The organism is Marinobacter denitrificans, assembly GCF_008795955.1.
GTDB lineage: Bacteria > Pseudomonadota > Gammaproteobacteria > Pseudomonadales > Oleiphilaceae > Marinobacter > Marinobacter denitrificans.
Genome location: NZ_VMHN01000002.1, coordinates 199,777 through 226,161, shown reverse-complemented (window position 1 = coordinate 226,161; position 26,385 = coordinate 199,777). Strand labels below are relative to the sequence as shown.

General features: G+C 56.6%; 18 protein-coding genes. 10 read left to right on the top strand and 8 right to left on the bottom strand.

The features are described 5' to 3' along the window. Nucleotides 1–286: 286 nt before the first annotated feature. Nucleotides 287–2,188, top strand: a complete 1,902-nt coding sequence (locus FO268_RS09005) for a sigma-54-dependent Fis family transcriptional regulator (RefSeq protein WP_150992135.1) — start codon at nucleotides 287–289, stop codon at nucleotides 2,186–2,188. A 27-nt stretch (nucleotides 2,189–2,215) separates the two neighbouring features. On the opposite strand, the gene glpK is transcribed toward FO268_RS09005, so the two are convergent. Beyond that, nucleotides 2,216–3,688 (bottom strand): glycerol kinase GlpK, encoded by a 1,473-nt coding sequence (gene glpK / locus FO268_RS09000; RefSeq protein ID WP_150992132.1) that lies wholly within the window; start codon nucleotides 3,686–3,688, stop codon nucleotides 2,216–2,218. A 203-nt stretch (nucleotides 3,689–3,891) separates the two neighbouring features. On the opposite strand from glpK, the gene FO268_RS08995 reads away from it, so the two are divergent. Further along, nucleotides 3,892–4,650, top strand: coding sequence for a DeoR/GlpR family transcriptional regulator (locus FO268_RS08995; RefSeq protein ID WP_150992130.1), 759 nt, complete (start codon nucleotides 3,892–3,894; stop codon nucleotides 4,648–4,650). Between the two features lie 199 nt (nucleotides 4,651–4,849). Further along, nucleotides 4,850–6,379: a glycerol-3-phosphate dehydrogenase gene (gene glpD, locus FO268_RS08990; RefSeq protein ID WP_150992128.1), complete on the top strand. Its 1,530-nt coding sequence runs from the start codon at nucleotides 4,850–4,852 to the stop codon at nucleotides 6,377–6,379. A 316-nt stretch (nucleotides 6,380–6,695) separates the two neighbouring features. Here glpD and FO268_RS08985 read toward each other — a convergent pair whose 3' ends face one another. Then, nucleotides 6,696–7,814, bottom strand: coding sequence for a porin (locus FO268_RS08985; RefSeq protein ID WP_150992126.1), 1,119 nt, complete (start codon nucleotides 7,812–7,814; stop codon nucleotides 6,696–6,698). A 389-nt stretch (nucleotides 7,815–8,203) separates the two neighbouring features. On the opposite strand from FO268_RS08985, the gene FO268_RS08980 reads away from it, so the two are divergent. Continuing rightward, nucleotides 8,204–9,958, top strand: a complete 1,755-nt coding sequence (locus FO268_RS08980; protein WP_202336581.1) for an ABC transporter substrate-binding protein — start codon at nucleotides 8,204–8,206, stop codon at nucleotides 9,956–9,958. Between the two features lie 23 nt (nucleotides 9,959–9,981). Here FO268_RS08980 and FO268_RS08975 read toward each other — a convergent pair whose 3' ends face one another. Then, nucleotides 9,982–10,581: a uracil-DNA glycosylase family protein gene (locus tag FO268_RS08975; RefSeq protein WP_150992124.1), complete on the bottom strand. Its 600-nt coding sequence runs from the start codon at nucleotides 10,579–10,581 to the stop codon at nucleotides 9,982–9,984. Nucleotides 10,582–10,715: 134 nt separating this feature from the next. On the opposite strand from FO268_RS08975, the gene FO268_RS08970 reads away from it, so the two are divergent. Further along, the gene (locus FO268_RS08970) at nucleotides 10,716–11,450 is read left to right on the top strand and encodes a nitroreductase family protein (protein WP_150992122.1); all 735 of its coding nucleotides are present in this window, start codon (nucleotides 10,716–10,718) and stop codon (nucleotides 11,448–11,450) included. Nucleotides 11,451–11,494: 44 nt separating this feature from the next. On the opposite strand, the gene FO268_RS08965 is transcribed toward FO268_RS08970, so the two are convergent. Both FO268_RS08965 and edd read right to left on the bottom strand, forming a co-directional pair. Continuing rightward, a complete protein-coding gene (locus FO268_RS08965; protein ID WP_150992120.1) occupies nucleotides 11,495–12,460 on the bottom strand; it encodes a glucokinase in 966 nt (321 codons plus the stop codon). Then, nucleotides 12,457–14,277: a phosphogluconate dehydratase gene (edd, locus tag FO268_RS08960; RefSeq protein ID WP_150992119.1), complete on the bottom strand. Its 1,821-nt coding sequence runs from the start codon at nucleotides 14,275–14,277 to the stop codon at nucleotides 12,457–12,459. The genes FO268_RS08965 and edd overlap by 4 nt, the downstream gene beginning before the upstream one ends. Before the next feature lie 170 nt (nucleotides 14,278–14,447). Between edd and gap the strand changes: the two genes are divergently transcribed. Continuing rightward, nucleotides 14,448–15,455 (top strand): type I glyceraldehyde-3-phosphate dehydrogenase, encoded by a 1,008-nt coding sequence (gap, locus tag FO268_RS08955; protein WP_150992118.1) that lies wholly within the window; start codon nucleotides 14,448–14,450, stop codon nucleotides 15,453–15,455. Between the two features lie 73 nt (nucleotides 15,456–15,528). After that, nucleotides 15,529–16,977, top strand: coding sequence for a pyruvate kinase (pyk, locus tag FO268_RS08950; protein ID WP_150992116.1), 1,449 nt, complete (start codon nucleotides 15,529–15,531; stop codon nucleotides 16,975–16,977). A 426-nt stretch (nucleotides 16,978–17,403) separates the two neighbouring features. Here pyk and FO268_RS08945 read toward each other — a convergent pair whose 3' ends face one another. Genes FO268_RS08945 through zwf form a run of 3 tightly spaced genes read right to left on the bottom strand, consistent with a single transcriptional unit; the run spans nucleotide 17,404 to nucleotide 20,272 of the window. Then, nucleotides 17,404–18,051, bottom strand: a complete 648-nt coding sequence (locus FO268_RS08945; RefSeq protein ID WP_150992114.1) for a bifunctional 4-hydroxy-2-oxoglutarate aldolase/2-dehydro-3-deoxy-phosphogluconate aldolase — start codon at nucleotides 18,049–18,051, stop codon at nucleotides 17,404–17,406. Nucleotides 18,052–18,090: 39 nt separating this feature from the next. Next, on the bottom strand, nucleotides 18,091–18,804 hold the full coding sequence (pgl, locus tag FO268_RS08940) for a 6-phosphogluconolactonase (RefSeq protein WP_150993290.1): 714 nt from the start codon (nucleotides 18,802–18,804) through the stop codon (nucleotides 18,091–18,093). Next, the gene (gene zwf, locus FO268_RS08935) at nucleotides 18,797–20,272 is read right to left on the bottom strand and encodes a glucose-6-phosphate dehydrogenase (protein ID WP_150992112.1); all 1,476 of its coding nucleotides are present in this window, start codon (nucleotides 20,270–20,272) and stop codon (nucleotides 18,797–18,799) included. Before zwf ends, pgl begins: the two co-directional genes overlap by 8 nt. 215 nt (nucleotides 20,273–20,487) lie before the next feature. Between zwf and FO268_RS08930 the strand changes: the two genes are divergently transcribed. From FO268_RS08930 to pulA, 3 genes are all read left to right on the top strand, one after another. After that, nucleotides 20,488–21,357: a MurR/RpiR family transcriptional regulator gene (locus FO268_RS08930; RefSeq protein ID WP_150992110.1), complete on the top strand. Its 870-nt coding sequence runs from the start codon at nucleotides 20,488–20,490 to the stop codon at nucleotides 21,355–21,357. Nucleotides 21,358–21,632: 275 nt separating this feature from the next. After that, a complete protein-coding gene (locus FO268_RS08925; RefSeq protein ID WP_225316560.1) occupies nucleotides 21,633–22,961 on the top strand; it encodes a carbohydrate porin in 1,329 nt (442 codons plus the stop codon). Nucleotides 22,962–23,231: 270 nt separating this feature from the next. Next, nucleotides 23,232–26,384, top strand: a complete 3,153-nt coding sequence (gene pulA, locus FO268_RS08920; RefSeq protein ID WP_150992108.1) for a pullulanase-type alpha-1,6-glucosidase — start codon at nucleotides 23,232–23,234, stop codon at nucleotides 26,382–26,384. Nucleotide 26,385 lies beyond the last annotated feature (1 nt).

Genomic DNA, 26,385 nt, shown 5'->3' with positions numbered 1-26,385 from the left:
CCGGCGAAAATTCGATTTCGAATACTCAAAGGCAATGAGCATACCAATATAGGTAAAAACCACAGACATACATTCAAGCCGTTGATTTATAAAGGCCTATATTTTTACGGAATTTCTTAAGGGAAAATTATAATGTTCGATATCAAACTTTTTGTTCAATTTGAACATTGACCTGAACAACGATTGCGCACATTATTGAACAGCCATATGAACAGAAGGACGCCACAGAAACTCTGCTGGGTGGCTATAAAAACAAAACGAAACTGTAGATTCACGGAGGATCCTGGTGAAGCGGCAACACGAACAACCCGAATACCGGGCCGTCATTGCAGACTCCTGGAACCGCTGTATCGGTTATGGACTTCATCACGATCATGAGCCGGAGCCCGCCAATCTCGAGGAGGCGGCCGTTTCGAGGCTTGAGAGGGAATACGCAGGATTGCTGAGTACCACGGAAACCGAAGTACTCCCCTATTACAACAACATCATGTCAAACAGCCGCTGCCTTATACTGCTCGCGGATTCGGGTGCACGGGTACTGAAAGGCTGGGGGGACCGTCGTATCACCGAAAGCCATCTGCGCCCCTATTTCTGTGCCGGCGCAAGCTGGCACGAACGCCACGCCGGCACCAACGCCATCGGCACCTCCATTGCCACCAGCTCTCCGATCCAGGTCCAGAGAAACGAACATTTTCTGAAACTGAACCGCAGTATCATTGGTTCTGCCGCTCCCATTTTTGATACTGACCGGACCCTGGTGGGCGTTCTCAGCGCCTTCAGTGACGCTTATCTGCCCCAGGCTCATACGCTGGGCATGGTCCGGCTTCTGTCCCAGTCTGTGGAGAACCGGCTTATTGTCAGGAAACTGGGGAGCGACCATTTCATTCTGACCCTCAACGCCACGGCCGATAATATCGATAGCCCCTGGTCTGGCCTGATCGCCTTTGATCAGACCGGGCGGATCATCGCTTCCAACCAGCGTGCCGATCAGCTTCTTGGTGCACCTTTGTCGGGCCGGAATCTGAGCTCACTGTTCATGGAGAGCAGGAATCTGATCCTGAATCACTCGGAAACCTCCTCCATCCAGTTGACCACCACCCACCGGGTTAGGCTGTCGGGGCTTCTCAAGCGGCCAGCCCAGGTGAACACATTACCGTCGAAACCGTCGGCCCGCCCTGTCGAACGCACCAGTAACAAGGGCCGGCAACAAACCAGCATATCGCTTGACGACGTAGAGCATGGTGAACCCGTGGTCCGTCGATGTGTCGATCAGGCCGGCAAGGTACTGGAGCGCGGTGTCCCGATCCTGATTTGCGGGGAAACAGGGGTGGGCAAGGAAGTACTGGTAAAAGCCCTGCACGGCAACAGTGGCAGGCATAACCAGCCGCTGGTCTCGGTGAATTGCGCAGCCATACCGCCGGAACTGGTGGAGTCGGAGCTGTTCGGTTATGAAGCGGGAGCCTTCACCGGGGCCCGCGCCCAGGGCTCACTCGGTCTTATCAGGAAAGCGGATAAAGGCATATTGTTTCTTGACGAGATTGGCGAAATGCCGCTGGCTGCTCAGTCCAGACTTCTGCGGGTATTGCAGGAGCGTGAAGTGACTCCTGTAGGGTCCACCGAACGCATCGCGGTTGACATATTGCTGGTCTCTGCAACCAACCGCCCCCTCTCTGATCGCGTCAACAGTGGCGAATTCAGGGCTGACCTTTATTACCGTATCAATGGCTTATGCGTGGAACTTCCCCCACTGCGGGAGCGCCTGGACAAACGCCAGCTGATCCACCGTATCTATCAGGAGCAGCGCGATGATAGCCAGTCGGAGACGCTGAACCCGGAAGTCATGGCCGCCCTGGAAAATCACCCCTGGCCCGGAAATATCCGCCAGCTGGTTAACATCCTTCGTGTCGCAGTCGCCATAGCCGACGGCGACGATGTCGAACTCTGGCACCTGCCAGAAGAGTTTGTTGCGGAATACGAGGCCCGGAAAACCTTCGCCCAGAAGGCGGTGTTCGATCCATCTTCCTTCAGCGAGGCCCCCCAGGCCAATGACAACTCCCAGACCGACACAATGAAACAGACTCTGGTGGTCTACCAGCAATGTATGGGAAACGTCTCCCGGGCAGCCCGGGAACTTGCCGTCAGCCGCAACACTTTATACAAGCGGCTGCGGGATCTGGGGGTTCGGTAGCCACTCTTTCTGCCGCAAACCGATTCGTCAGAGTTTGCTGATGGCCTTGATCCAGCCCTCATACAGACTGTCACGCTGTACCTTCGTCATGACCGGATCAAAGCTCCTGTCGCACCGCCACATGTCACTCAGATCCTCCAGGGATTTGTATACGCCGGCCTGCAGCCCGGCAAGGTAAGCGGCCCCGAGCGCCGTGGTCTCCACCAGTGCGGGTCGGTCGACCCGCGCTCCGAGAATATCCGCAAGGAACTGCAGCACCCAGTTATTGGCAACCATACCGCCATCCACGCGCAGGGTAATGGGCCTCAGTCCATCCTTTTCCATGGCCTTCTGCAGGTCCTTGGTCTGGTAACATACCGACTGCAGGCCGGCGGTAACGATTTCCTTGATGCCGGTATCCCTGGTCAACCCGAAAATGGCACCCCGGGCGTTGGGGTCCCAGTAGGGCGCACCCAGGCCGGTGAATGCCGGAACCAGGTAAACCCCGTGATCCACAGGCGTCCCCTCCGCCAGCGGCTCCGTTTCACAGGCATTCCTGATCAGTTGCAGGCCATCCCGCAGCCATTGAATGGCAGCCCCGGCGATAAAGATACTGCCCTCCAGCGCATAGGCCGGCTTGCCATTGAGTCGGTAGGCAACGGTGGTCAACAGCCGGTGCTCCGAGGTCAGGGCCTTGTCACCGGTATTCAGCATCAGGAAACATCCGGTGCCGTAGGTGCTTTTGGCCATACCCGTCTCAAAACAGGTCTGTCCGAACAATGCAGCTTGCTGATCACCGGCAATGCCCATCACCGAAGCCCCCTCAAGACGCCCATTACCCACGATCTGTCCGAAGTCCGCCGCTGAATCCATCACTTCGGGCAGCAGGGATTCCGGAACGCCGAAAAGATCCAGCAGTTCCTGGTCCCACTCCTGTTTATGGATATTGAACAGCATGGTGCGACTGGCATTGGTGGCATCGGTACGGTGAACCTTGCCACCGGTCAAGCGCCAGAGCAGGAAACTGTCGATAGTGCCAAATGCCAGCTCACCCTTATCGGCCCGCTGCCTGGCTCCGGGAACATTATCCAGTACCCAGCGGATTTTCGTGGCCGAAAAGTAGGGATCGATCAACAGTCCGGTCTTGTTGTTCACTGACGGTTCGAGACTCTGTTTCTTCAGTGATTCACACCAGTCAGCGGTTCTGCGATCCTGCCACACAATAGCCGGGTAAACCGCCTCACCGGTTGCACGATCCCATAGCACAGTGGTCTCTCTCTGGTTGGTGATTCCAACGGCGACCACTTCATTCGTTCCTGAACACCCCTTTTCCATGACGTCATCGCAGACTTCTCTGACGGTGCGCCATATATCTTCGGGGTCGTGCTCTACCCAACCGCTGGCCGGGAAATGCTGAGGAAATTCCTGCTGGCTGCTGGCGTGTATATTTCCATCCAGAGTGAAAAGAATCGCGCGGGAACTGGTGGTCCCCTGATCGATGGATAGAATGTACTGAGTCATATTTTTTGCCTCGGGTGTTCTTATTTTTTCGTATTTTTACTTTTTTGAAAACAAAAGCCAACCCTTTTCACCACCGAGAAATCGATCGAACTCTACAACTCCCTAAAAAGGCTGCACAAAGCCCAAAAACACTCTAGACTGAACACGGATATGAAATCGCTATTTCGTTCGTAACAGAAAAACCGGGCACCGGAGGGAGTTGAATGGCACAGCGACGCAGGCAGGATCTGATCATGGAGCTGATCCAGCAAAACGGCTTCGTGACTACAGAACAGCTGGTTGACCAGTTTAAAGTCACACCGCAGACCATTCGCCGGGATCTGAACGAGCTGGCCAGCCAGAAAAAACTCCGTCGCCACCATGGCGGTGCAGGCATTGACTCCAGCACCGTAAACACCGCATACCAGGCTCGCAAGATCATGGATCTGGAAGCGAAAGAGCGTATTGCCGAGGCTCTGGTGGAGATGATTCCGGACAACTCCTCCATGTTCATCAACATCGGTACCACCACAGAAACGATTGCCAAGGCTCTGCTGGAGAAGAACAACCTCCAGGTGGTGACCAACAACCTGCACGTAGCCTCCATACTTTCCGCAAAGGAAGACTTCCATATCATCATTGCCGGTGGCGAAGTCCGCAATCGTGATGGCGGCATTGTTGGTGAAGCCACCCGGGACTTTATCAATCAATTCAAGATGGACTTCGGCATCATAGGCATCAGCGGCATCCACACCGACGGTTCATTGCTTGACTTCGATTACCGTGAAGTTCGCGTTGCCCAGGCCATCATCGAAAATTCCGGCCAGGTATTACTGGCTGCCGACCATTCCAAGTTTGGCCGTAATGCCATGGTTCGCCTCGGCAGTATCGCCCAGGCAGATCACGTATTTACCGACGAACAGCCGCCGGTCGAGATCCGTCAGCTGCTTCGTGAGAACAACGTGGAACTCCACCTGGTCTGACCCTCCCGTCATAACCCCACCCACCGCCTGATGGTCATTCAGCGAGCACTCTCCTCATTCGCGCATGTTTTTTCGTTTTTTTTCTGTATTTTCCTTTACGAATATATTTTGCTTTCGCATAATATAAACATACGTTTCAGTAAAAACCGGAAAGAACGCCCGGAAGCGTACTTTCATTGGCGTCAGGAGATGGCACAAGATGACCGAGGAGAACAATAAATTTGACGTTGTCGTTGTTGGCGGCGGCGTTAACGGAACGGGGATCGCGATGGATGCGGCGGGCCGGGGTCTGAAAGTGTTGTTGTGCGAAATGAATGACCTCGCCTCGGCGACCTCGTCCAACAGCAGTAAGCTGATCCATGGCGGCCTGCGTTACCTGGAGCATTACGAGTTCCGGCTGGTACGTGAGGCTCTGGCAGAGCGGGAGTCGCTATTAAGAAACTCGCCTCATATCATGTGGCCCATGCGTTTCCGGTTACCTCACCGCCCTCACCTGCGCCCGGCCTGGATGATCCGAACGGGACTGTTCCTTTACGATCATCTTGCCAAAAGGGAAGTCCTGCCCGGATCACGGTCCATCAGGTTTGATGAGAAAGATCCGCTGAAGTCCGACATAACCAGGGGCTTTGAATATTCCGATGGCTGGGTGGACGACGCCAGGCTGGTTGTGCTGACCGCCAAGAAGGCCCAGGAGTGTGGCGCCACCATTCTGACCAGAACCAAATGCATCAATGCCGAACGTGGCGAGAACTCCTGGGATGTGTCACTTCAGGACATGAACGACGACAGCGTACACCATGTGTCTGCCAAGGTTATTGTCAACGCCTCCGGCCCCTGGGTAAGCCGCCTGTTCAGCGAAAGCCTGGCCATGAAAGCGCCAAAAAACATTCGCATGGTCAAGGGAAGCCACATCGTTGTCCCTCGGCTGAACCGGGAGACTGAGGCGTACATCCTGCAGAATGAGGACGAGCGCATTGTGTTCGTGATTCCATACGAAGACGAATTCTCGCTGGTGGGCACTACCGATGTGGATTACGAGGGCGATCCGAAGAAAGCAAAGATTTCACCGGAAGAAACCGAGTACCTGCTGGATATCGTCAACTCCCACTTCAAACGCCAGCTGACAGAGAACGATGTCGTCTGGTCGTATTCCGGCGTTCGCCCGCTAATGGATGACGAAGAAGGCGATGCGAAGAAAGCCTCCCGCGACTATTCCTTTGAAGTCAGCAAGGAAAAGGGTAAAGCGCCGGTGATTTCGGTATTTGGAGGCAAGATCACCACCTACCGCAAGCTGGCAGAAGCCGCTACCGACAAGTTGTGCCAGTTCTTTCCTCACGCCCAGGGGCCCTGGACCAAAAAGGGAATCCTTCCGGGCGGCGATTTTGAGAATCATGCCACCCTGGAAGCGCGCATGTCGGCCGATTATCCCTGGCTACCCGAGGCCATCAGCAGCCGTTATGTACGTACATACGGAACCAGGGCCTACGACATTCTGAACGATTCAAAATCCGTTCAGGATCTTGGCTACCGGTTTGCCGGTACCCTCTATGAACGGGAAGTGGAATATCTGATCAAGCACGAGTGGGCGATGACGTCGGAGGATATTCTCTGGCGCCGCACCAAGCAGGGGCTATACGCCACGAAAGAAGATGTTCGTGAGCTGGACAGGTACCTGTCGGCTCAGGCAACCCCGCAACCACAGACGGTTGCTCTCCACCACAGCGCCTGAATCACTCTCTCAGGCATTTGCTCCGGTCGGTTCTATCGCCCGGAGCTTTTTTATGGGTGTGACCTGAAATGCCTGTAGCTGGGCCAGGCTTCAGGGGCTGGTCACGGGGTGGGGGTACCTTTTCTTATGGGAAAAGAACTCGCTTCGCTCAGACACCTTTTCCCGTCAGAAAAGGTACCCCCACCCCATGCCCGGTCTGACTATGCGGGTTCGATAAAGGGAAGCCGAGATTCAATACAAAAAGCCGGTTGTCTTTCGACATCCGGCTTTTCGGGTGACGCCTTCCTCCCGTGGGGGAGGAAGGTATCAATGCCTCTTAGAAAGTAAGCTGTGAGCCTACGATGAAGGCATCGTATTCGCCCTGGCCACCTTCTGTGCCCAGAGTGGTGTACTCGGCCATCAGGGTCAGTGCATCCGTCGCAGCATAACGGGCAAAGATCATGGTGAGATCTGTGTCGTTATCGCTTGAGTTGATGTCATCCTCACCCTCACCATAGCTGGCACCCAGAGTGGTTCGGTTGATTTTGTAGGTGGTCTCGACGTACCACTGGCTGGCGTCTTCCTCATTCGGGTCCAGACGCGCAGCAAATACGCCGTTACCAGTACCTGACGTCACAGAGTAGTTGCCCCGGACATTCAGGTCACCCACCGATATGGAACCACCGAAATCGATGCCGGACATGGTGTAGTCGTCAAATGTTCCTGTTTTTGAATCCACGTCCTGGGTAAAGGCACTGGACCACAGGGAGAACATATCCGCAGAGTAGACCACGTTGCCCTCGATACGCGGGGTTGTGTACTCGGCATCAGCTACACCGTCAACCTTGGACGGACTGAACACACCCACTTTGAACTGCAAACCGCCCAGGTTGTTGGATGTATACATCACACGGGGCGTGAAGTTGGCGTAGAAGTAACCGTTACCGATGCGGCCGGCGGTTGCTGCTACCTGGTCCGGACCTCCAATCAGGCCAACGCCCAGGCCACTGCCGTTGTCGCCGATAGCCGGGACACCGAAGATACCGAACCCCTTACCGATGTTTACCTTGCCGAAGTCACCAGCAACCGCAATTTCGGACACCCGGCTACGGAAGTTCGCGTTGGCATCACCCGGAGCAATGTCGGCGTTCATCTGGAAATGGCCAGACACTTCGAGACCACTCTGGGTCGGGGCGTAGATGTTGGTTTGCAAGGTGGCAGGATTGAAGCCGGTGGTGATGGTAAAAGAATCCTCATCGGTCGGATCGTCGTAGTTGCCAAGCACAGCGAAGATCGGAATGTGACCATTAAAGCCCGCTCTCCAGCCGCTGTCCGACTCGAATGAAGTCTCAGCGGAAGCCGGCGCGGCGAATGCCCCGGCAACCATTGCAACACTCACGGCCAGCGCAGACAGCTTGAAGGACTTTGCGTTCGAACATTTGTTGTTTTCGATCATGATAGCTTCCTATTATTGTTTGAGACTCTGCGGCCCATCTTTTCTGACTCTCGTTGTCAGCCGGATTACGATTTTTATCAATGTGTTAAGTCGTTCCTCCGGTTCGACAGGCACTGTCGTCCCGAACATTCATTACGGCCAAAGGACCGTTTTCAGTTTTCGAGACACAACAAATTTAGCGCGAGAGAAAAAAAATAGAAAGTTTTAGAACATAAATTTTTCGATTAAGTTACAAAACAATTCCACCTATTTTAAGGAACAAATCCCAAGATACTGTATTACATGACATTATTGGCGTTACACGCCCGATCACAAATTTTCGTTGACGAACTACAAATCGAACATTAGGCTCGTTTATGTAGTTAAACAAACAAAAAAACGGGTGTCACATGAAGAATTGGCCGGTTGTCGCTGGAATTTTCTATCTGTTTTTCTTCAACGCTGTCAGTCACGGATCCGACACTTTCAATGCGCTGCCGGAAGCGCGCCAACAGGTAATCGAACGGTGGGTTTCAGAACATTTTCAGGCATCCACCCTGTCGCCCCGTGCGCAGGCCGATGAGCTCGCATGGTTCTCAAAGGCGGCTGAACCACTTGAAGGCCTGGAAATCTCTGTGTTGTCCGAGAACCTGGCCACCCACCGTTATGAATCCGACGTTCTCGCACGGGCGTTTTCAGAGATAACCGGCATCAAGGTTACCCATGATCTGAAGCCGGAAGGCGAGGTAATCCGTCAGGTCAACCTGCAACGGATCATGGCGGCAAAAGGCCGGTACGATGCCTTCGTCAATGATTCAGATCTGATTGGCACGCACTCCCGCACCGGCTGGGCGCTGGCCCTGAGTGATTACATGGAAGGAGCAGGCAAGGCTTTCACCCTTCCGACCCTGGACCTGGGTGACTTTATCGGACTCAGTTTCGTAACCGGGCCCGACGGCAAGATTTACCAACTTCCTGATCAGCAGTTCGCCAACCTTTACTGGTTCCGGTATGACTGGTTCCAGCGCCCCGAACTGCGTGCAAAATTCCTCGAACGCTACGGCTATGAGTTGGGCGTGCCACTGAACTGGTCTGCCTACGAAGACATTGCCGAGTTCTTTACAGTTCATGTGAAGGAAATTGATGGCGAACGCGTGTACGGGCACATGGATTATGGAAAACGTGATCCCTCGCTGGGATGGCGCTTCACCGATGCGTGGTTATCCATGGCGGGCGCAGGAGACCCAGGCCTGCCCAATGGCCTGCCGGTGGACGAATGGGGCATCCGGATGGAGGAATGCCACCCCGTGGGGTCCTCTGTTGAAAGAGGCGGAGCCACGAACGGGCCCGCGGCAGTCTACGCCCTGCAAAAGTACATAGACTGGCTCAAAAGCTATGCTCCGCCAGAAGCCCCAGGGATGAACTTCTCGGAAGCAGGGCCGGTACCAGCACAGGGGCAGATAGCGCAGCAGATCTTCTGGTACACCGCCTTTACGTCCGAGATGACCAAACCCGGGTTGCCCGTGGTTAACGAGGACGGCACCCCGAAATGGCGGATGGCCCCCTCCCCCTACGGCGCCTATTGGTCTGAGGGTATGAAGCTGGGCTACCAGGACGTAGGCGCCTGGACCATTCCGCGGGTGATGAGCGAACGCCGGCAAAAAGCCGCTTGGCTCTACGCCCAGTTCACAGTTTCCAAGTCCGTGTCGCTGCAGAAAACCCTGACAGGACTGACTCCCATTCGGGAATCCGATCTTGATTCACCGGAAATGCAGCAGAAAAGTGCCGAACTCGGCGGACTTGTGGAATTCTATCGCAGCCCAGCGCGGGAGGCCTGGACGCCGACGGGTGTAAACATAGCCGATTACCCCAAACTGGCCAAACTGTGGTGGCCGAACATTGCCGATGCCATGTCCGGGGAGCGTACTGCACAGCAAGCCATGGACAAGCTGGCCGAGAGCCAGGACAGAGCGATGGCCGTCATGGAGCGAAACTTTACCGTCAACGACTGCGCGCCCCGCATAGCTCCGGACAACGAGGCGAAAGGGCGCGACTGGTGGCTGGCGCAGCCCGGGGCCCCGAAACCAAAACTGCAAAACGAGAAACCACCTGGAAAGACCATCCGCTACGAAGACCTGCTCGCCCGGTGGGAGAAAGCCCGCTGAGCCATTCCGGGCGGTAACCCGGCTTACGGCCCGAGAATGTCCGCGACCCGTTGACGCAACTCCGGGATCACTTCTTCTTCAAACCAGGGGTTGCGACGTAACCATAGATTGTTTCGCGGGCTGGGGTGAGGCAGCGGCAGCAACTCCGGCCATTCCTCCCGCCAACGCTTTACCCGCTCGGTGACCGACGCTTTCCCCCCGGGCAGATGCCAGGCATGGGCGTACTGGCCGATAGCCAGGGTCAGCTCTATGTGCTCCAGCCGCTCCAGCAAGAGGTCTCGCCAGGCGGGCGCACATTCCGGTCGTGGCGGCATGTCACCGGATTTCCCGGTACCGGGATAACAGAACCCCATGGGCAAAATGGCCAGTTGCTCTTCGTCGTAGAAGGTTTCCCGGCTTATACCCATCCAGTTCCGCAGCCGATCACCACTGGGATCATTAAAAGGCAGGCCGGTCTCATGGACGCGGCGACCCGGCGCCTGCCCCACGACCAGAATGCGGGCAGCACGGGAAATCTGGATAACCGGTCGAGGCCCCAGGGGAAGTTGCGACTCGCATATCGTGCACTGGCGCACCTGCGCCACCAACTCCTCGAAAGGTAGCCGGGATTCAATACTGGTCATTTTTGCCACTCACTCCTGAAGAAAAAGCCATTGCATAAACAGAGGGCTACCGTAACCTTAAAGCCTGTTTTCCTCACCCACAAACAACACCCACAAATAAGCCATTCCAACTCTGGCGACAGGGAGTGCCCGACATGAATGTGAAATCAGAAATCGCGCCGAACCCCACCCTTAATGAATTCCGTAAAGTGGTGCGTAGCCGGCGCTCGGTCCGCAGGTTTACCGATGAAGCGGTGCCGGACTATGTGCTGGACGACTGCCTGGAACTGGCCATGCTGGCCCCCAACTCCAGCAATTTGCAGCCCTGGGAGTTTTTTGTGGTGAGCACACCGGACCTGAAAAACAGGCTGGCCGATGCCTGCCTGGGACAGAATGCCGCAAAAACCGCACCGGTGCTGATCGTGGTGATTGCCAGAACGGATACCTGGCGAGAACACTCGCGCATGGCACTGGAACAGTGGCCGGAAGAAAATCTGCCCGGGATAGTGCAGAAATACTATTCAAAAATTGCCCCACTCCATTACAACCAGGGCCCTTTCGGGCTATTCGGAGTCGCCAAAAAAGCGGCGGGATTGATTGTGGGGCTCACACGACCGGTGCCCAGAGGCCCCTACTCCCCCAATGAAATGAAAATCTGGGCCACCAAGTCTACCGCCTTGGCGGCGGAGAACCTGATGCTGGCACTCAGGGCCCACGGCTTCGATTCCTGCCCTATGGAAGGCTTCGATGAATGCCGGGTACGGCGGTTGCTGAAACTGCCGAAAAACGGCCTGGTAACCATGGTACTGGCAGCCGGAAAACGTTCTGAAAAAGGGGTTTATAACCGCCAGTACCGTTTCGATAAAGAGGAGCTGGTCCACTACCTGTAAGCCACCGCTGCCGTTCCCGCAAGAACAGCAACGGCGGTAGCAATCTATACTTCGGGGTTGGTCAGCGCTTCCGCTGCACCCAACAGCCCGGTATAGCCTTCCATCACAACAAAAACCGGGGTTGATTCAAGCAGTGGCCGCATCCGGCCCTTGTCTTCGAAGCCTTTCTGGAAGGAGCTTTCCAGAAAGAAATCGATAAATCGCGGGAGAATGCCTCCGCACAGGTAAACGCCGCCAGTGCCGCCGAGCGTTAACACCCCATTGCCGGCGACACGTCCGAGAATCTCGCAAAAATGCCGGAGGGTCAGACGAGCCAGAGGATCGGAGTTATCCAGTGCTGCGCCGGTTATTTTCTCCGGTGCATCCAGAGGCGCGGCCACGTCCTGTATCTCGGCATGGGCCTGGTAGAGGTTCAGCAGGCCCTGGCCGCAGAGAATCCGCTCGACAGATACGCGGCCAAACCTGGCCTTGAGAATCTGCAGCACAGCCATCTCGGTATCATCCGTGGGCGCAAAATCCACATGACCGCCCTCTGTCATCAGGGGAACCCAGCCATTCTGTAACGGGACCAGGCCCGAAACACCCAGGCCGGTTCCCGGGCCAATCACCAGTCTGGGCCGGCGGGCATTGCCCGGCCCTCCGCAAACATGAATCAGTTTTTCGGCGGCCACGTGGGGCACACCTAATGCCATGGCCGTGAAGTCATTGATAACCTTGAACGCCCTCCAGCCGAACTGACGACGCACTTCCTCACTGTCAAAACGCCAGTGGTTGTTGGTCATCCGCACCTGGGTGCCCGAAACCGGGGACGCTACAGCAAGGCAAACATCCTGTACTTCCCCGACCCCGGACCGCTGGAGGTAATCGGCAATGGCAGAATCGAGGTTGTCATAATTGCTGCAGGCCAGAACCTCAACGGCTTCTGGCGTGACTTCTCCGGTACGTACGAGGGCAAACCGGGCGTTGGTGCCCCCGATATCCCCTACCAGCGAGTAGTTGGTTGTCGTCATGCGTCATGATTCCAGAAAAAGCTGGCACCTTCTTCCGGGGTACTGGCGGCTTTACGCATCCACCCAAACAGTTCCCGGCCCAGGCCATGATGATAACTGCTCAGGTCGGCCTTTTCCGACTCCCGGGCGGTAAATTTATCCGCCGACACATCAATCTCCAGGGTACCTTTTACCGCGTCCAGGGTAATGACATCGCCAGTGTGTACCCGGGAGAGAGGGCCGCCATTGGCTGCCTCGGGATAAACATGAATGGCAGCGGGCACTTTGCCGGACGCGCCGGACATGCGGCCGTCAGTGACCAGGCCGACCTTGAAGCCACGGTCCTGCAGTACACCGAGATAGGGAGTCAGTTTGTGCAACTCCGGCATGCCATTGGCTTTCGGACCCTGGAAGCGGACCACAACAATACAATCTTTATCGAGATCACCAGCTTCGAAGGCTGCCTTGAGTTCGTTCTGATCATTGAAGACCACCGCCGGCGCCTTGACGGTACGGTGCTCCTCGGCAACAGCAGACACCTTGATAACACCCCGGCCAAGGTTGCCTTCCAGAACCCTGAGTCCGCCGTCAGGGGCGAAGGGCTCTTTCGCGGTGCTCAGCACGTCCGGCTTGGCACTTTTCTCCAGGGCGGGTTTCCAGACCAGTTTGTCACCCTCCATTTCGGGCATGCGGGCATACTGTTCCAGACCGTGACCGATTACCGTTTCAACATCGTTGTGCAGGAACCCGGCACTCAGCAGCTCCCGGATCAGGAAAGGCGTACCTCCGGCTTCGTGGAAGGCGTTTATATCTTCCTGACCGTTGGGGTAGATGCGGGTCATGGAGGGCACCACCGACGACAGTTCGGAATAGTCGTTCCAGTCGATGATAATGCCAGCGGCCCGGGCAATGGCGATCCAGTGAATGGTGTGGTTCGTGGAGCCACCGGTGACAAGCAGCGCCACCAGCGCGTTGACGATGCTTTTCTCATCTATCATGTCGCCCAGGCCGAGCGTACCGCCGTGAGGCTTGGAAAGCCGGATCACCTGTTCAGTGGCGGCACGGGTCAATTCGTCCCGCAACGGTGTACCCGGATTAACGAACGCCGCACCCGGCAGATGCAGGCCCATTACTTCTACCAGAAGCTGATTGCTGTTGGCGGTGCCATAGAAGGTGCAGGTACCCGGGCTGTGGTAAGACTTTGACTCTGCCTCAAGCAACTCGTCTCTGCCGATCTTGCCTTCAGCATACAACTGGCGGATGCGCTGTTTTTCCTTGTTGGGCAGCCCGGATGGCATCGGCCCCGCCGGTATCAGCATCGTTGGCAGGTAACCGAAACTCAGGGAACCGATCAGCAACCCGGGCACGATCTTGTCGCAGATACCCAGTAACACAGTGGCATCAAACATGTTGTGGCTGAGCGCAACGGACGTGCTCATGGCAATGGTGTCGCGGGAAAACAGACTCAATTCCATTCCCGGCTGCCCCTGGGTGACACCGTCACACATGGCCGGGGTGCCACCGGCAAACTGGGCGACCGAACCCATGCCGTGCGCAGCCTGACGGATCACATCCGGAAAGTCGTGATAAGGCTGATGGGCAGACAACATATCGTTGTATGCCGAGACGATGGCCACATTGGCCTTGTTCATCAGCTTCAGGGTGTCCTTGTCTGACTGGTTACAGGCGGCGAACCCGTGCGCCAGGTTACCGCAGGAAAGCGTGCTGCGCTGGGGCGATTGCGCCTTGAGCTCTGCCATCCGGCCCAGGTAATCCTCGCGAGTAGGACGACTGCGCTCGATGATACGCCGGGTAACCGCGTCTACGGTCGGGTGCATAGTGGGTCTCCTGAAATGTCTTTATTGGATTGCTTTTCTAATTCCCGTAAGTTTACTGTCTTTTTTTACCGCTTTCACCCGAAAATCATTCAATTCTCCAATTTTTGTTGTTATATTTACTACATCGCCAGCAGATATGAACAATAAACAACCAGATTTGGAGCCCGAACATGACTATTCGCATCGCAATTAACGGCTTCGGACGCATTGGCCGCAATGTTCTCCGCGCACTTTATGAAAACGACTACCGCAACCAGATGCAGGTTGTTGCCATCAACGATCTGGGCGATGCCGAAACCAATGCCCACCTGCTTAAATACGATAGCGTGCACGGTCGCTTCAATGGCATTGTCAGCCACGACGCCGAGTCTCTTTCTGTCAATGGCGATCGTATCGCCATTACCGCCCTCCGTAACCCGGAAGAGCTGCCCTGGAAAGACTACCATGTGGATGTAGTGTTCGAGTGCACCGGCCTGTTCACCTCCCGCGACAAGGCCGAAGGACACCTCAAGGCCGGCGCCAGGAAAGTGATCATCTCGGCGCCCTCCCCGGATGCCGACGCCATGGTCGTTTACGGGGTCAACGATGACATGCTGACGGCGGACCATCACATTATCTCCAACGCCTCATGCACCACCAATTGTCTGGCCCCGGTGGTTGAGGCGCTGCACAGGACAATTGGTATAGAGAGCGGCCTGATGACTACCATCCACTCTTACACCAATGACCAGAAGCTGAGCGACGTTTACCACTCTGACCTGTACCGCGCACGGTCCGCCACCCAATCCATGATTCCCACCAAGACCGGCGCAGCCGCCGCCATTGGCAAGGTGATACCGGAACTCGCCGGAAAACTTGACGGACTGGCGGTGCGGGTTCCTACTATTAACGTTTCCCTGGTGGATTTCGGTTTTATAGCCAGCCGCGACACCACGGTAGAAGAAATCAACGCAGCCGTCAGGGCCGCGGCCGAAAACAGCCCGGTACTGGGTTACAATTCGGAAAAACTGGTCAGCGTGGACTTCAACCATAACGCCCTGTCCAGCATTTTCGACGCCAATCACACACGGGCCATGGGCCGTCATGCAAAAGTCATGGCCTGGTACGATAATGAATGGGGCTTCTCCAACCGGATGCTCGATAATGCCGCCGCACTGATGGAAAAGGCGAGCCAGTAACACTGGCCGCCCACCAGGCATTCATCGGCAACCACCGGAAAGCTCCCCTGAAAAATAAAAGGAAACCGCAACCATGCTAAGGCGCACCAAGATCGTCGCCACCCTCGGCCCCGCCACCGACTCGCCGGAATCACTGTCGGCCATTATCGCCGCAGGCGTAGATGTAACCCGGCTGAACTTCTCTCACGGCAGCGCGGAAGATCACATGGAACGCGCCCGCCGGGTGCGGGAATGCGCCGCCGCCAATGGCCGTTTTGTGGCCCTGCTGGCCGACCTGCAAGGCCCCAAGCTGCGCATTGCACGCTTCTCCGAGAACAAGGTGACACTCAAGGCCGGCCAGCAGTTCGTCCTGGACGCTGCCATGGACAAAGAGGCCGGCAATGAGGAGCGGGTTGGCATTGATTACGAGCAGCTCATCGAGGACGTAAAACCGGGTGATATTCTGGTGCTGGACGATGGCCGCATCGAAATGGAAGTCGAAACCGTCAACGGCACCAGCATCTCTTCCCGCGTTCTTATCGGTGGCCCCCTATCCAACAACAAGGGCCTGAACAAGCGCGGCGGCGGCCTGTCTGCCGAAGCGCTGACCGAGAAAGACAAACAGGACATCAAAACCGCCGCCCGCCTTGGCGCAGACTACGTGGCCGTATCTTTCGTTCGCACCGCAGAAGACATGCATGTTGCCCGTCGCCTGCTCAGGGAAGCCGGCTCAGAGGCTCGCCTGGTTGCCAAGATCGAACGTGCAGAACTGGCCCATGACAACGCAGCACTGGATGCGGTTATCGATGCATCCGATGCAGTCATGGTGGCCAGGGGCGACCTGGCTGTGGAAATCGGCGACGCCGAACTGGTGGGTGTTCAGAAGCACATCATTAACCGCGCCCGCGCCCTCAATACGGTGGTCATTACCGCCACCCAGATGATGGAGTCCATGATCGAGAATCCTATGCCTACCCGGGCAGAGGTTTCGGACGTGGCGAATGCGGTAATGGACTACACGGACGCTGTCATGCTGTCTGCCGAAACAGCCGTTGGCGACTATCCGACGGAAGCGGTGGAGGCGATGGTGCGTATCTGTATCGGTGCGGAAAAGCAGCCTTCGATGCACCAGTCCAAGCACCGCATTCACGAAAGCATGGAGCATGTGGACGAGGCTATTGCCCTGTCGGCCATGTATGCCGCCAATCACCTGGAGGGTGTCACGTCGATCATCTGCATGTCGGAAACCGGCGCCACGCCCCTGCTGATGTCCCGTATCAAATCGAGCCTGCCGATTTTCACCTTCTCCCGCCATCATTCCACTCAACATCGGGTGACGCTGTTCCGTGGTGTACAGACAGTGCCGTTTGATTCAGCGGCGATTCCGCCGGAGCAGACGAACTCCCGCGCGGTGGCTGAACTGGTCCGGATGGGTGTAGTCAAGGAGGGTGACCTGGTTGTTATCACCAAAGGTGACTATGTGAATGCCCAGGGTGGGACGAACACCATGAAGATTGTTCGTGTTGGAGCGGATATTCGCTGACCTGTTAGCTTGGGAGCTTCGTCTTCGGTAGCCTGCTGGTTTGGTGACTGGAGACTGCGGGGCGGGGCTTCCCAAAAACGCTACAAGCACATCCATGTGCGCTTGGGCTCCGCCATCCATGGCTCCGCACATTTTGGGAAGCCCCGCCCCGCAGCCTCTGTTTTAACCAATCGGATATCGCCATATAGCACGGTTTTCGTAGGTCGGATTACGCTTCGCTAATCCGACCTACATTTATTGGTGACGCACCAAAGGCGTTATCACTGGGGTCAGAACAAGCGGTTGGTGGTAGGGTCGTTCGGGAATGTAATTGGCCATGGATGGCCAATTCCAAGCGCACATGGATGTGCTCGTAGCGTTTCCCGAACGACCCTACCACCAACCGCGAATGCCCCAATATCTCAGGCTACAGACCGAGAACAGAACTCACAGGTCAGCAAGACTCCCCCGAACAATCTCCGAAATCTGATCCCAGTCGCCGGCAGAAACTGCATCACCGGGCGTTAACCAGGTACCACCAACGGCTGAGACGTTATCGAGGGCCAAATAGTCCTTGGCAGTATTGCGTCGGATGCCGCCGGTCGGGCAAAAGGTGACGTCCGGGAAGGGGCCAGAGAAGGCCTTCAGGGCCGGGATGCCGCCGGAAACTTCAGCTGGGAAGAACTTGAATTCGCGATAGCCAAGGTTGTAGCCCACCATCAACTCGGAGATGGTCGAGATGCCCGGCAACAGAGGGGCTTCGGAGGTGACGCCGAATTCAAGGATGGCCTCGGTAACGCCCGGTGTGATCACGAACTGGGCGCCGGCGGCTTCTACCTGGCGGTACTGGGCTATGCTGGTTACCGTACCGGCACCCACCCAGGCGTCCGGGATGGCTTTTCTTACCTGTTCGATGGCTTTCACGCCATGAGGCGTGCGCAGGGTAATTTCCAGAACGCGAATACCGCCTTCAACCAATGCCCGACACAAAGGCAACGCCTGGTCTGGATGGTTGATGGTGATCACCGGAATCAGGGGGGAAGCGCTCAGCACCGAACGAACCCGCTCGCGGTGAAAGTCAGACAGTTGGTTCATAATCTTCTCCGGTAAAAACAATTCAATAGCCATCAGCGCTCAGGCGCTCCAGAAAATCTTTAGGCCGGGCCTGAGGACAGCGCGAATTGGCATCTCTCTTACTTGTTCGAGGTCACTGCAGGCCGTCTGCAAGGTTTTCAGCTTGTCATCGCCCTTCAGGTGCAACGCTGTAAAGCCGGCCTGGATCAATGCCCGCAATGTCAGCGTGATCCGCTCCTGAGGCTGGGAAGGTGGTGTCATCGGCGAAACGATGGCGGCCGAGTCGGTGTCCAGCGCCTCGTCCAGCTCAGGCGCATCCGGAAACAGCGAGGCGGTATGGCCGTCGTTGCCCATACCCAGAATCAGCACATCCAATGGTAGATGAAGGTCAGCAAGCGCCGCTTCCACCGCCGCCAGGCCTTCAGCCGGGGTTTTGCCGGGCTGCTTCAGAGGCATGTATCTGGCTTCAGAAGCGGGGCCCTGCAGCAGGTTCTCTCTCACCAGCCGGGTATTGCTGGCCTCGTTGTCTTCCGGTACCCAGCGTTCGTCCGCCAGCAGCACATCAATTCTTGCCCAGTCCAGGGGCTTCTCCCGCAACGCCTCGAAAAACGGCAAGGGCGTTGAGCCACCGGAAACCACAAGGCTGGCCCTTGGCGCAATCAACAGCCGCTCCGCAAGATGATTGGCAACCGCCTCCGCCAGAGCAACCGCGGCATTCTCGGGGGTATCGAAAAAATACGCGTCCACCGCTTCCGGCAGGTTCAGGTCATGCATCTTCATACCAGCTCCTCCCATCCCGGGTTATCATGGCGATCGAAGCTACCGGCCCCCAGGTTCCCGCAGCGTAACGCTTTGGCGGTATACCGCTGTCCTCCCAGTTGCGCATGATCTGGTCGACCCACTGCCAGGCGTGCTCAACTTCATCGCGGCGCACAAACAGGTACTGGTTGCCCTTCATCACCTCCCACAACAGACGCTCATAGGCGTCGGGGATGCGATCGGTCTCGAAGGTTTCCGAGAAGGTCAGCTCCAGCGGCCCCTGGCGCAGCCGCATACCCTTGTCCAGCCCCTGATCCTTGGTGAGGATTTGCAGAGACATACCTTCGTCAGGCTGCAAACGTATGATGAGCTTGTTGTTCGCAAGGTGTTTCTGGTCCGGGTCGAAGATGTAGTGCGGTGCGGGCTTGAAGTGGATAATAATCTGAGACAGCTTCTCCGGAAGTCGCTTGCCGGTACGGATATAGAACGGCACTCCGGACCAGCGCCAGTTATCAATTTCGGCTTTCAGGGCAACGAAGGTTTCGGTCTTGCTCCCCTTGATCGCTCCCTCTTCTTCCAGGTAACCCGGCACCGGCTTGCCACAACTGGTACCCGCGGTGTACTGGCCGCGCACCACGTGCGTATCCATCAGGTCCGGCGTTATCCGGCGCATGGCCTTCAGCACTTTCACCTTCTCGTTGCGGATACTGTCAGCAGAAAGGTCCGAAGGCGGATCCATGGCGATGAGGCATAACAGCTGCAGGAGGTGATTCTGGACCATGTCACGAACCTGACCTGCCTTGTCGAAATAGCCCCACCGGCCCTCGATACCCACACTCTCGGCCACTGAGATTTCCACATGGGAAATGTGGTTCTGGTCCCACTGGGAGGCGAACAGGTTATTGGCAAAACGCAGGGCAATCAGATTCTGTACCGTTTCCTTGCCCAGGTAATGATCAATACGGAACAGCTGGTTTTCGTTATAGACTTCACCAAGCTCGTCGTTGATAACCTTGGAAGATTCAAGGTCATGGCCGATAGGCTTTTCAACCACCACGCGCGTGTCCTGATCACAACAGCCGTTCTTCCGCAAATTACGGGCAATCACACCGTACATGGAGGGCGGCGTAGCCATATAGACAATCAGATTGCTGACCTCGGTGCTGCGCCAGTCATTCAGAGCGCTGTAGCCATCGGGGTTGGTAAAATCGAGGAACTGGTAGTCAACGCGCTGGAGAAATCTTTCCGCCACATCAGCATCGAACTCACTCTTCTTTACATGCTCACGGAGCTTATCAAGAAGGATTCCACGAACCTCCCCGGTGTCCGCCTTGTTTCTTGCGATGGCAAGAATCCGGCTGCCTTTGTGCAGCAGCCCGGCACGCTCAAGCTGGTACAGTGCAGGAAACAACTTGCGTTGCGCCAGGTCGCCCAGCGCTCCAAACATCATCAGGTCACAGCGGGTATTTATCGGGTCAGCCATCGGTTCCTTCTCTCTGTGTTTTCGTGCTGCACTGCTCAGCCAGCACGAATCGAGGCATCAATGTAGTAATTTTATGCAAATAATGACACCTGAAATGAAATTTTCCAAGGATATTTTCCAATTAATGATACTTTTACTACCACAAATTGCTACAAAACGCGCTATAATCAGCGCGGATTTTGACAAGAAAGCCGATAAATCAGGGAGTATTCTCAATGGCTGCCAATCAGGCGCAACGCGACGACAATCTGCTCGAAGATATCCAGTTGAGGCTGGACACTCTTAACAAATCCGAGCGCAAGGTTGCCGAGGCAATTCTTCGCGACCCCAGCGCCGCGACGCGATACAGCATTGCCGCACTGGCAAGGGCGGCTGACGTCAGCGAACCTACCGTCAACCGGTTCTGCCGTGGGTTTTCCGCCACCGGCTTCCCTGATTTCAAAATACGTCTTGCCCAGAGTATAGCCACTGGCACACCTTACATCGGCCAGAACGTAGAGCCTGATGACACGGTGGCAGAGTTTGCCGACAAAATCATGTTGACGACCATTGCCAGTCTCGACAAGGCACGGCAGGCACTTGACCCCAAAGCACTGTCTGCGGCCATCGATTACCTGATCCAGGCCAAGCAGATCAACTTCTTTGGCATGGGAGGCTCCGCTCCCGTCGCCATGGATGCCCAGCACAAGTTCTTCCGCTTTAACATCCCGGTGATGTCATACGACGATGCGCTGATGCAGCGGATGGTTGCCGCCGGCTGCAGCACCGGCGATGTCATCGTTCTTATTTCTTACACCGGCCGTACCCGGGAAACGGTAGAGATCGCCCAGCAGGCCAGGAACAATGGCGCCACGGTTATCGGAATAACCATGCCCGGATCACCGCTTGCCGAGGCCTGCACCGTGGTTATCGAAGTTACTGCGCCGGAGGACACCGAAGTCTACATGCCGATGTCATCACGCATCATTCACCTTACCGTGATCGATATTCTGGCCACAGGCGTCACACTCAAGCGTGGCGCAGACTTCCTGGGGCACCTGAAAAAAATCAAGGAAAGCCTGAAACCGACCCGGTTTCCGGTGTAGCTAATACGCCTGTTGGTTCCCGGAAGCCACTGATTTCCTGACTCCTCCCTCTACGCCCCTCCTCCCCCTGAAAACTCACCCCCCTTTTTCTTCAGGGCGGAGGATGTACTCATCTGCCGGTTACAGGACTATGAAATCCGGTTTCCCAATGTCCGATTGGCAGAAGCTGCAATCACGGGAACCGGAGACTTGAACCGGAACCAGCTGTCCCCTGACAGAATGCCCGGAACTCCGCTTCCCTGACATTCAAAAAAGACAAAAAGCACAGGACACTGATGATGCAGAACAATAAGCGCTATTTCCCGAATAAACTCCCGCTTGCTGCCGCAGTAGCAGCAGCTATCATGGCCACTCCGGCCATCGCCGTTGATTTTCATGGCTACTCCCGCGCTGGTGTGTCAACCAATGTTGGCAGTGGAGGCGAGCAAACCTGTTTTGGCAGCGGCGCTACCGGTCATTACGTTGGCCGCCTCGCTGATGAATGCGACACCTACGCAGAGCTGGGCCTGGGTGACGAGCTTTTCAGCCAGGACGGCAAGACCTTCCGCGTTGACTCCATGCTGGCCTACAGCGCTGACAACCAGGGCAACGACTATCAGGCCCTGAACGGCGCCAACAATATCAGCAACATCGATTTCGCCAACAACGAAGCCGACCGCAACAGTTCTGATCCCTACGGCGGTGGCGACATTGCTCTTCGTCAGCTCTACGTGTCTGCCAACAACGTGATCGAATCCCTCCCCGGCGCCACACTCTGGGCTGGCAAGCGTTTCTATAAGCGGAAGGATATCCATCAGCTTGACCTGTTCTACCTCAGCAACTCCGGCTACGGTGCGGGCATCGAAAACATTCAGGCTGGCCCGGGGCAGTTGTCTGTCGCCTACACCAACTCTGACACCAGCGATGGCGACGGTCTTGTCCAGAACAACAAGGTCGATGTGAGGTATGGCTTTCCGGTTGCAGGCGGTCACAATCTCGAGCTGATTGGTATCTATGCGATGGCCGACCTGACCGACGCCCAGGAAGATGCCGGCATCGAAGACGAAGATGGCTATTTCGTCATGGCAGAGATCTCATCCGGTGTGATGGGTGGCTTCAACAAGTTTGCCGTCCAGTACGGCGTGGACTCCATGGGCTTCAGCAATGCCGAGAATGGCACTGGCGGCCGGGTGGATAACGCCAACGTCGCGGGCTACTTCGAATCCAGCTGGCGTATCCTGAACCACGGCGTGATCAAGCTCGGTGGTGACTGGGAACTGGGCCACTCGGTGGTCTATGAGGAAGCCGAGTCACACGACCCGGCAGCCAAAGATGGCGAGCGCCTCAGCGTCGTGGCACGCCCGACCTATAACTGGTCGCCTGTAATGAGCACCGCTATTGAAGTGGGCTACAGTGACACGGATCGCCCCTGGTTTGACGAATCCCAGGATCTGGGCAAATTCGCAGTAGCTCAGCAGTGGCAGGCCGGGCCTGGTTACTGGGCGCGCCCGGTGATTCGAGCGTACGCCGCGACTTTCTTCGGTGACGAAGCGGAGAATGCCCGTGGTGGCGAAGGCATCGATGGCGACATTCAGATCGGTGCCCAGATCGAAGCCTGGTGGTAAGGCTCTAAACTCCACACACTCTCTCGTTGGACCTCTTTGGGCCGGCTCTCAAGCCGGCCCTTTTTTGTGGCTACTTTTCTGGCTACTTTTTTGGCTACCCCCTCTTTTCTACTCCCTTTCCGCCCCACGAACTACGCCTGCAAAAGTCTGCTGCCGAAGGATGTGCCCTGCCCGCGATCGCGCAACCATGAAACTGTGACGTTTCTGCGCTGGCCGTGCCAGTGAGCACGTTATCTTTCAAACAAAAACAATGGAAAAAGGATATCCGTTATGCCTGACCATAAACTGGTTGCAGGCGGCTGGGCCCTGGCGATTTCGCTGGCCCTGGTCGGTTGCAACTCTGGTAGCAGCAACTCCTCTTCGGATGCCGACGATTCCGGCGGCGATACAAACGCCTTGCTGGAGCCCGGCGAGAACGAAGCAATCCTCTACTATAAACGCCCGCAAGGTGATTACGACGGTTGGGGCCTCCACCTCTGGAATGACCCGGCCTCCGGGTGCGATGGCCTGGCGGAGGATGTGTCAACCGAATGGAGCGAGCCTCGCCCCCACGATGGTGTTAACGATACTTACGGCGCCTATTACATCATCCCCATGCGCGATGGCGGAGACTGCATGAACTTCATCATGCATAAGGGCGATGAAAAAGACCTGGGTGGGAACGACCACCGCTGGCACTTCGGAGCCCTGGGCAACCGTATATTTACGCTCAGCGGCAGCGAACTGCTGTCCTCCGAGCCGATCGAAGCCGAAGGCCTGACCATCGATGGCGCCAAAGCACACTGGCTGGATGCCAACACTCTGGTGTTCGCGGACACCGAAAATGCCGCGCGGGTGGAACTCCGCTACGATGCCAACGCGGGGATCACGGTTGATGAAGCGAACGACGCCCTCGCGGGCGGAAACTCTATCGAACTGAGTGCCACCACCCTGGCGCCGGAACTGAAAGAAGCATTTCCGCACCTGGCGAACTGGCCTGCCTATTCCGTGGCGACTGACGCGCAGACCCGGACAGAAGCTCTGCGTGGCCAGCTGGTCGCTGCCGCCTACAACAGTAATGACGAAGTGATCTCCGCTACCCGCCTGCAGATTCCCGGTGTGCTGGATGATCTTTATGCCTATGCCGGAACCCTGGGGGCCAGGGTGAATGGCGCCAGTACAGACTTCACCGTGTGGGCACCAACAGCGCAAACCATGCGCCTCCATGTATTCAATACAGACGGCACCATGGTCAGTGGGTATCCGGTCGATATGGCACGCGAAGGGGGTGTCTGGACGCATGCGGGTAACACCGCTGATGTCGACCGCAAGTACTATCAGTATGAAGTGACGGTTTACCATCCGCGCACCGATGCGATCGAAACCACCATGACGTCGGACCCGTACGCGCTCAGCCTCTCAAAAAATGGTGTGTACGCCCAGGTCGTCAACCTTGACGACAGCGACCTGAAACCCGTCGACTGGGACAGCCTGAGCACACCGCCCATGCACGCACCGGAAGACGTGGTGGTGTACGAAACCCATATCCGGGATTTCAGTGCCACCGATGAAACCGTACCGGTGGAAAAGCGTGGCAAGTACCGAGCGTTCACGGAAACCTTGAGCGATGGCATGGCTCACCTTAAGGCCATGGCCAATGCCGGGGTCACTCACCTCCACCTGCTGCCAGCGTTCGACATTGCCACCGTTAACGAGGACCCCGCGAACGTTGTAAACATAGACGCCGATTTCAGCAGACTTTGTGATCTGTCCGAGGAAGCGGCGGAAAACTATGCCAGCCATTGCAACAGCGGGAACACTATCCGAGCGGTACTGGCGTCGTTCGACCCCACCACTGGTGACGCCCAGGCGCTGTACGGGACGTTCCGTGGCCTGGACAGCTTCAACTGGGGTTACGACCCGGTCCATTACACAGTTCCGGAAGGCAGCTATGCCTCCGAAGCTGATGGTGTAGCCCGGCTTCTGGAGTTCCGCCAGATGGTTCAGGCGGCTACCAATATGGGCCTGAACGTGGTTCTGGACGTGGTTTACAACCACACCAATGCCTCTGGTCTTGCCGACAAGTCGGTTCTGGACAAGCTGGTGCCAGGCTACTATCACCGCCAGAACCCACAAACGGGCATGGTTGAGCAGTCTACCTGTTGCGAAAACACAGCATCCGAACACCGGATGATGGAAAAGCTCATGGTTGATTCGCTGGTGATCTGGGCGTCGCACTACAGCATCTCCGGTTTCCGCTTTGACCTGATGGGCCACCATATGCTACCCAACATGGAAAAAGCGCTGGAGGCAGTAAAGGCCGCTGACCCCGACACCTACTTCTATGGCGAAGCCTGGAACTTTGGCGAAGTAGCCAACAACGCCCGCGGAACCAATGCCATCCAGGCCAATATGGCGGGCTCCGGCATAGGCTCGTTCAACGACCGTCTGCGGGACGCCGTGCGCGGAGGAGGCCCTTTCGACGGCGGTGACGCCTTGAGGGCCAATCAGGGCTTCGCCAACGGCCTGTTCAACATTCCCAACGACCGCAACAGCGGCAGTGAAACCGAAAAGGAACGCCTGCTGCAAATCAGTGACTGGATCCGGATTGGCATCGCCGGCAGCCTGAGCGACTACGCCTTTGTGACTGCTGACGGCAACACCCGAACCGGAGCAGAGATCGACTACAACGGCCAGAACGCCGGCTATACCAGCGATCCCCAGGAAGTCGTCAACTACGTGTCCAAACACGACAACCAGACGCTCTGGGATAACAACCAGTACAAGGCGGATTTTGCCACCACGCGCCAGGAACGGGCCCAGATGCAGGTCGTTGGCCTCTCGGTGCCACTTCTCAGCCAGGGAGTTCCGTTCATCCACATGGGGTCGGAACTGCTGCGCTCCAAATCCATGGAACGGGACAGCTACGACTCCGGAGACTGGTTCAACGAAGTGGATTTCAGCTACCAGGACACCGCCTGGAACCGTGGCCTGCCCCGGCAGGACAAGGATGGCGCCAACTGGGAGCTGATTACCGAAATAATCGGCCAGTTTGAAGCCGGCCCTGGTGCCAGCGAAATCAACTACACCCGGGAGCAGGTCGAAAAACTACTGGCGGTTCGTAGCCAGAGCGAGCTGTTCCGGCTGCAGACAGCCGAAGATATCAGCCAGCGGCTGACCTTCCATAACACCGGGGCTGATCAGCTACCGGGGGTGATCCTTTTTAGCCTGGACGACGGCCCGGACAACGGACTGGCCGACCTGGACAGCGATGTCGACCAGATTGTGGTGGTCATCAACAGCGCAGGTTCAGAGCGATCCGTGGACACAAGCCTGAGTGACACCTTCACCGTCATCGCTGATACCTCGCCAACCCAGAGTGCAGCGGCCGCGGACGGTACCTTCACAGTACCCGGCCTGTCCGTCGCTGTGTTCAGCAGATAGT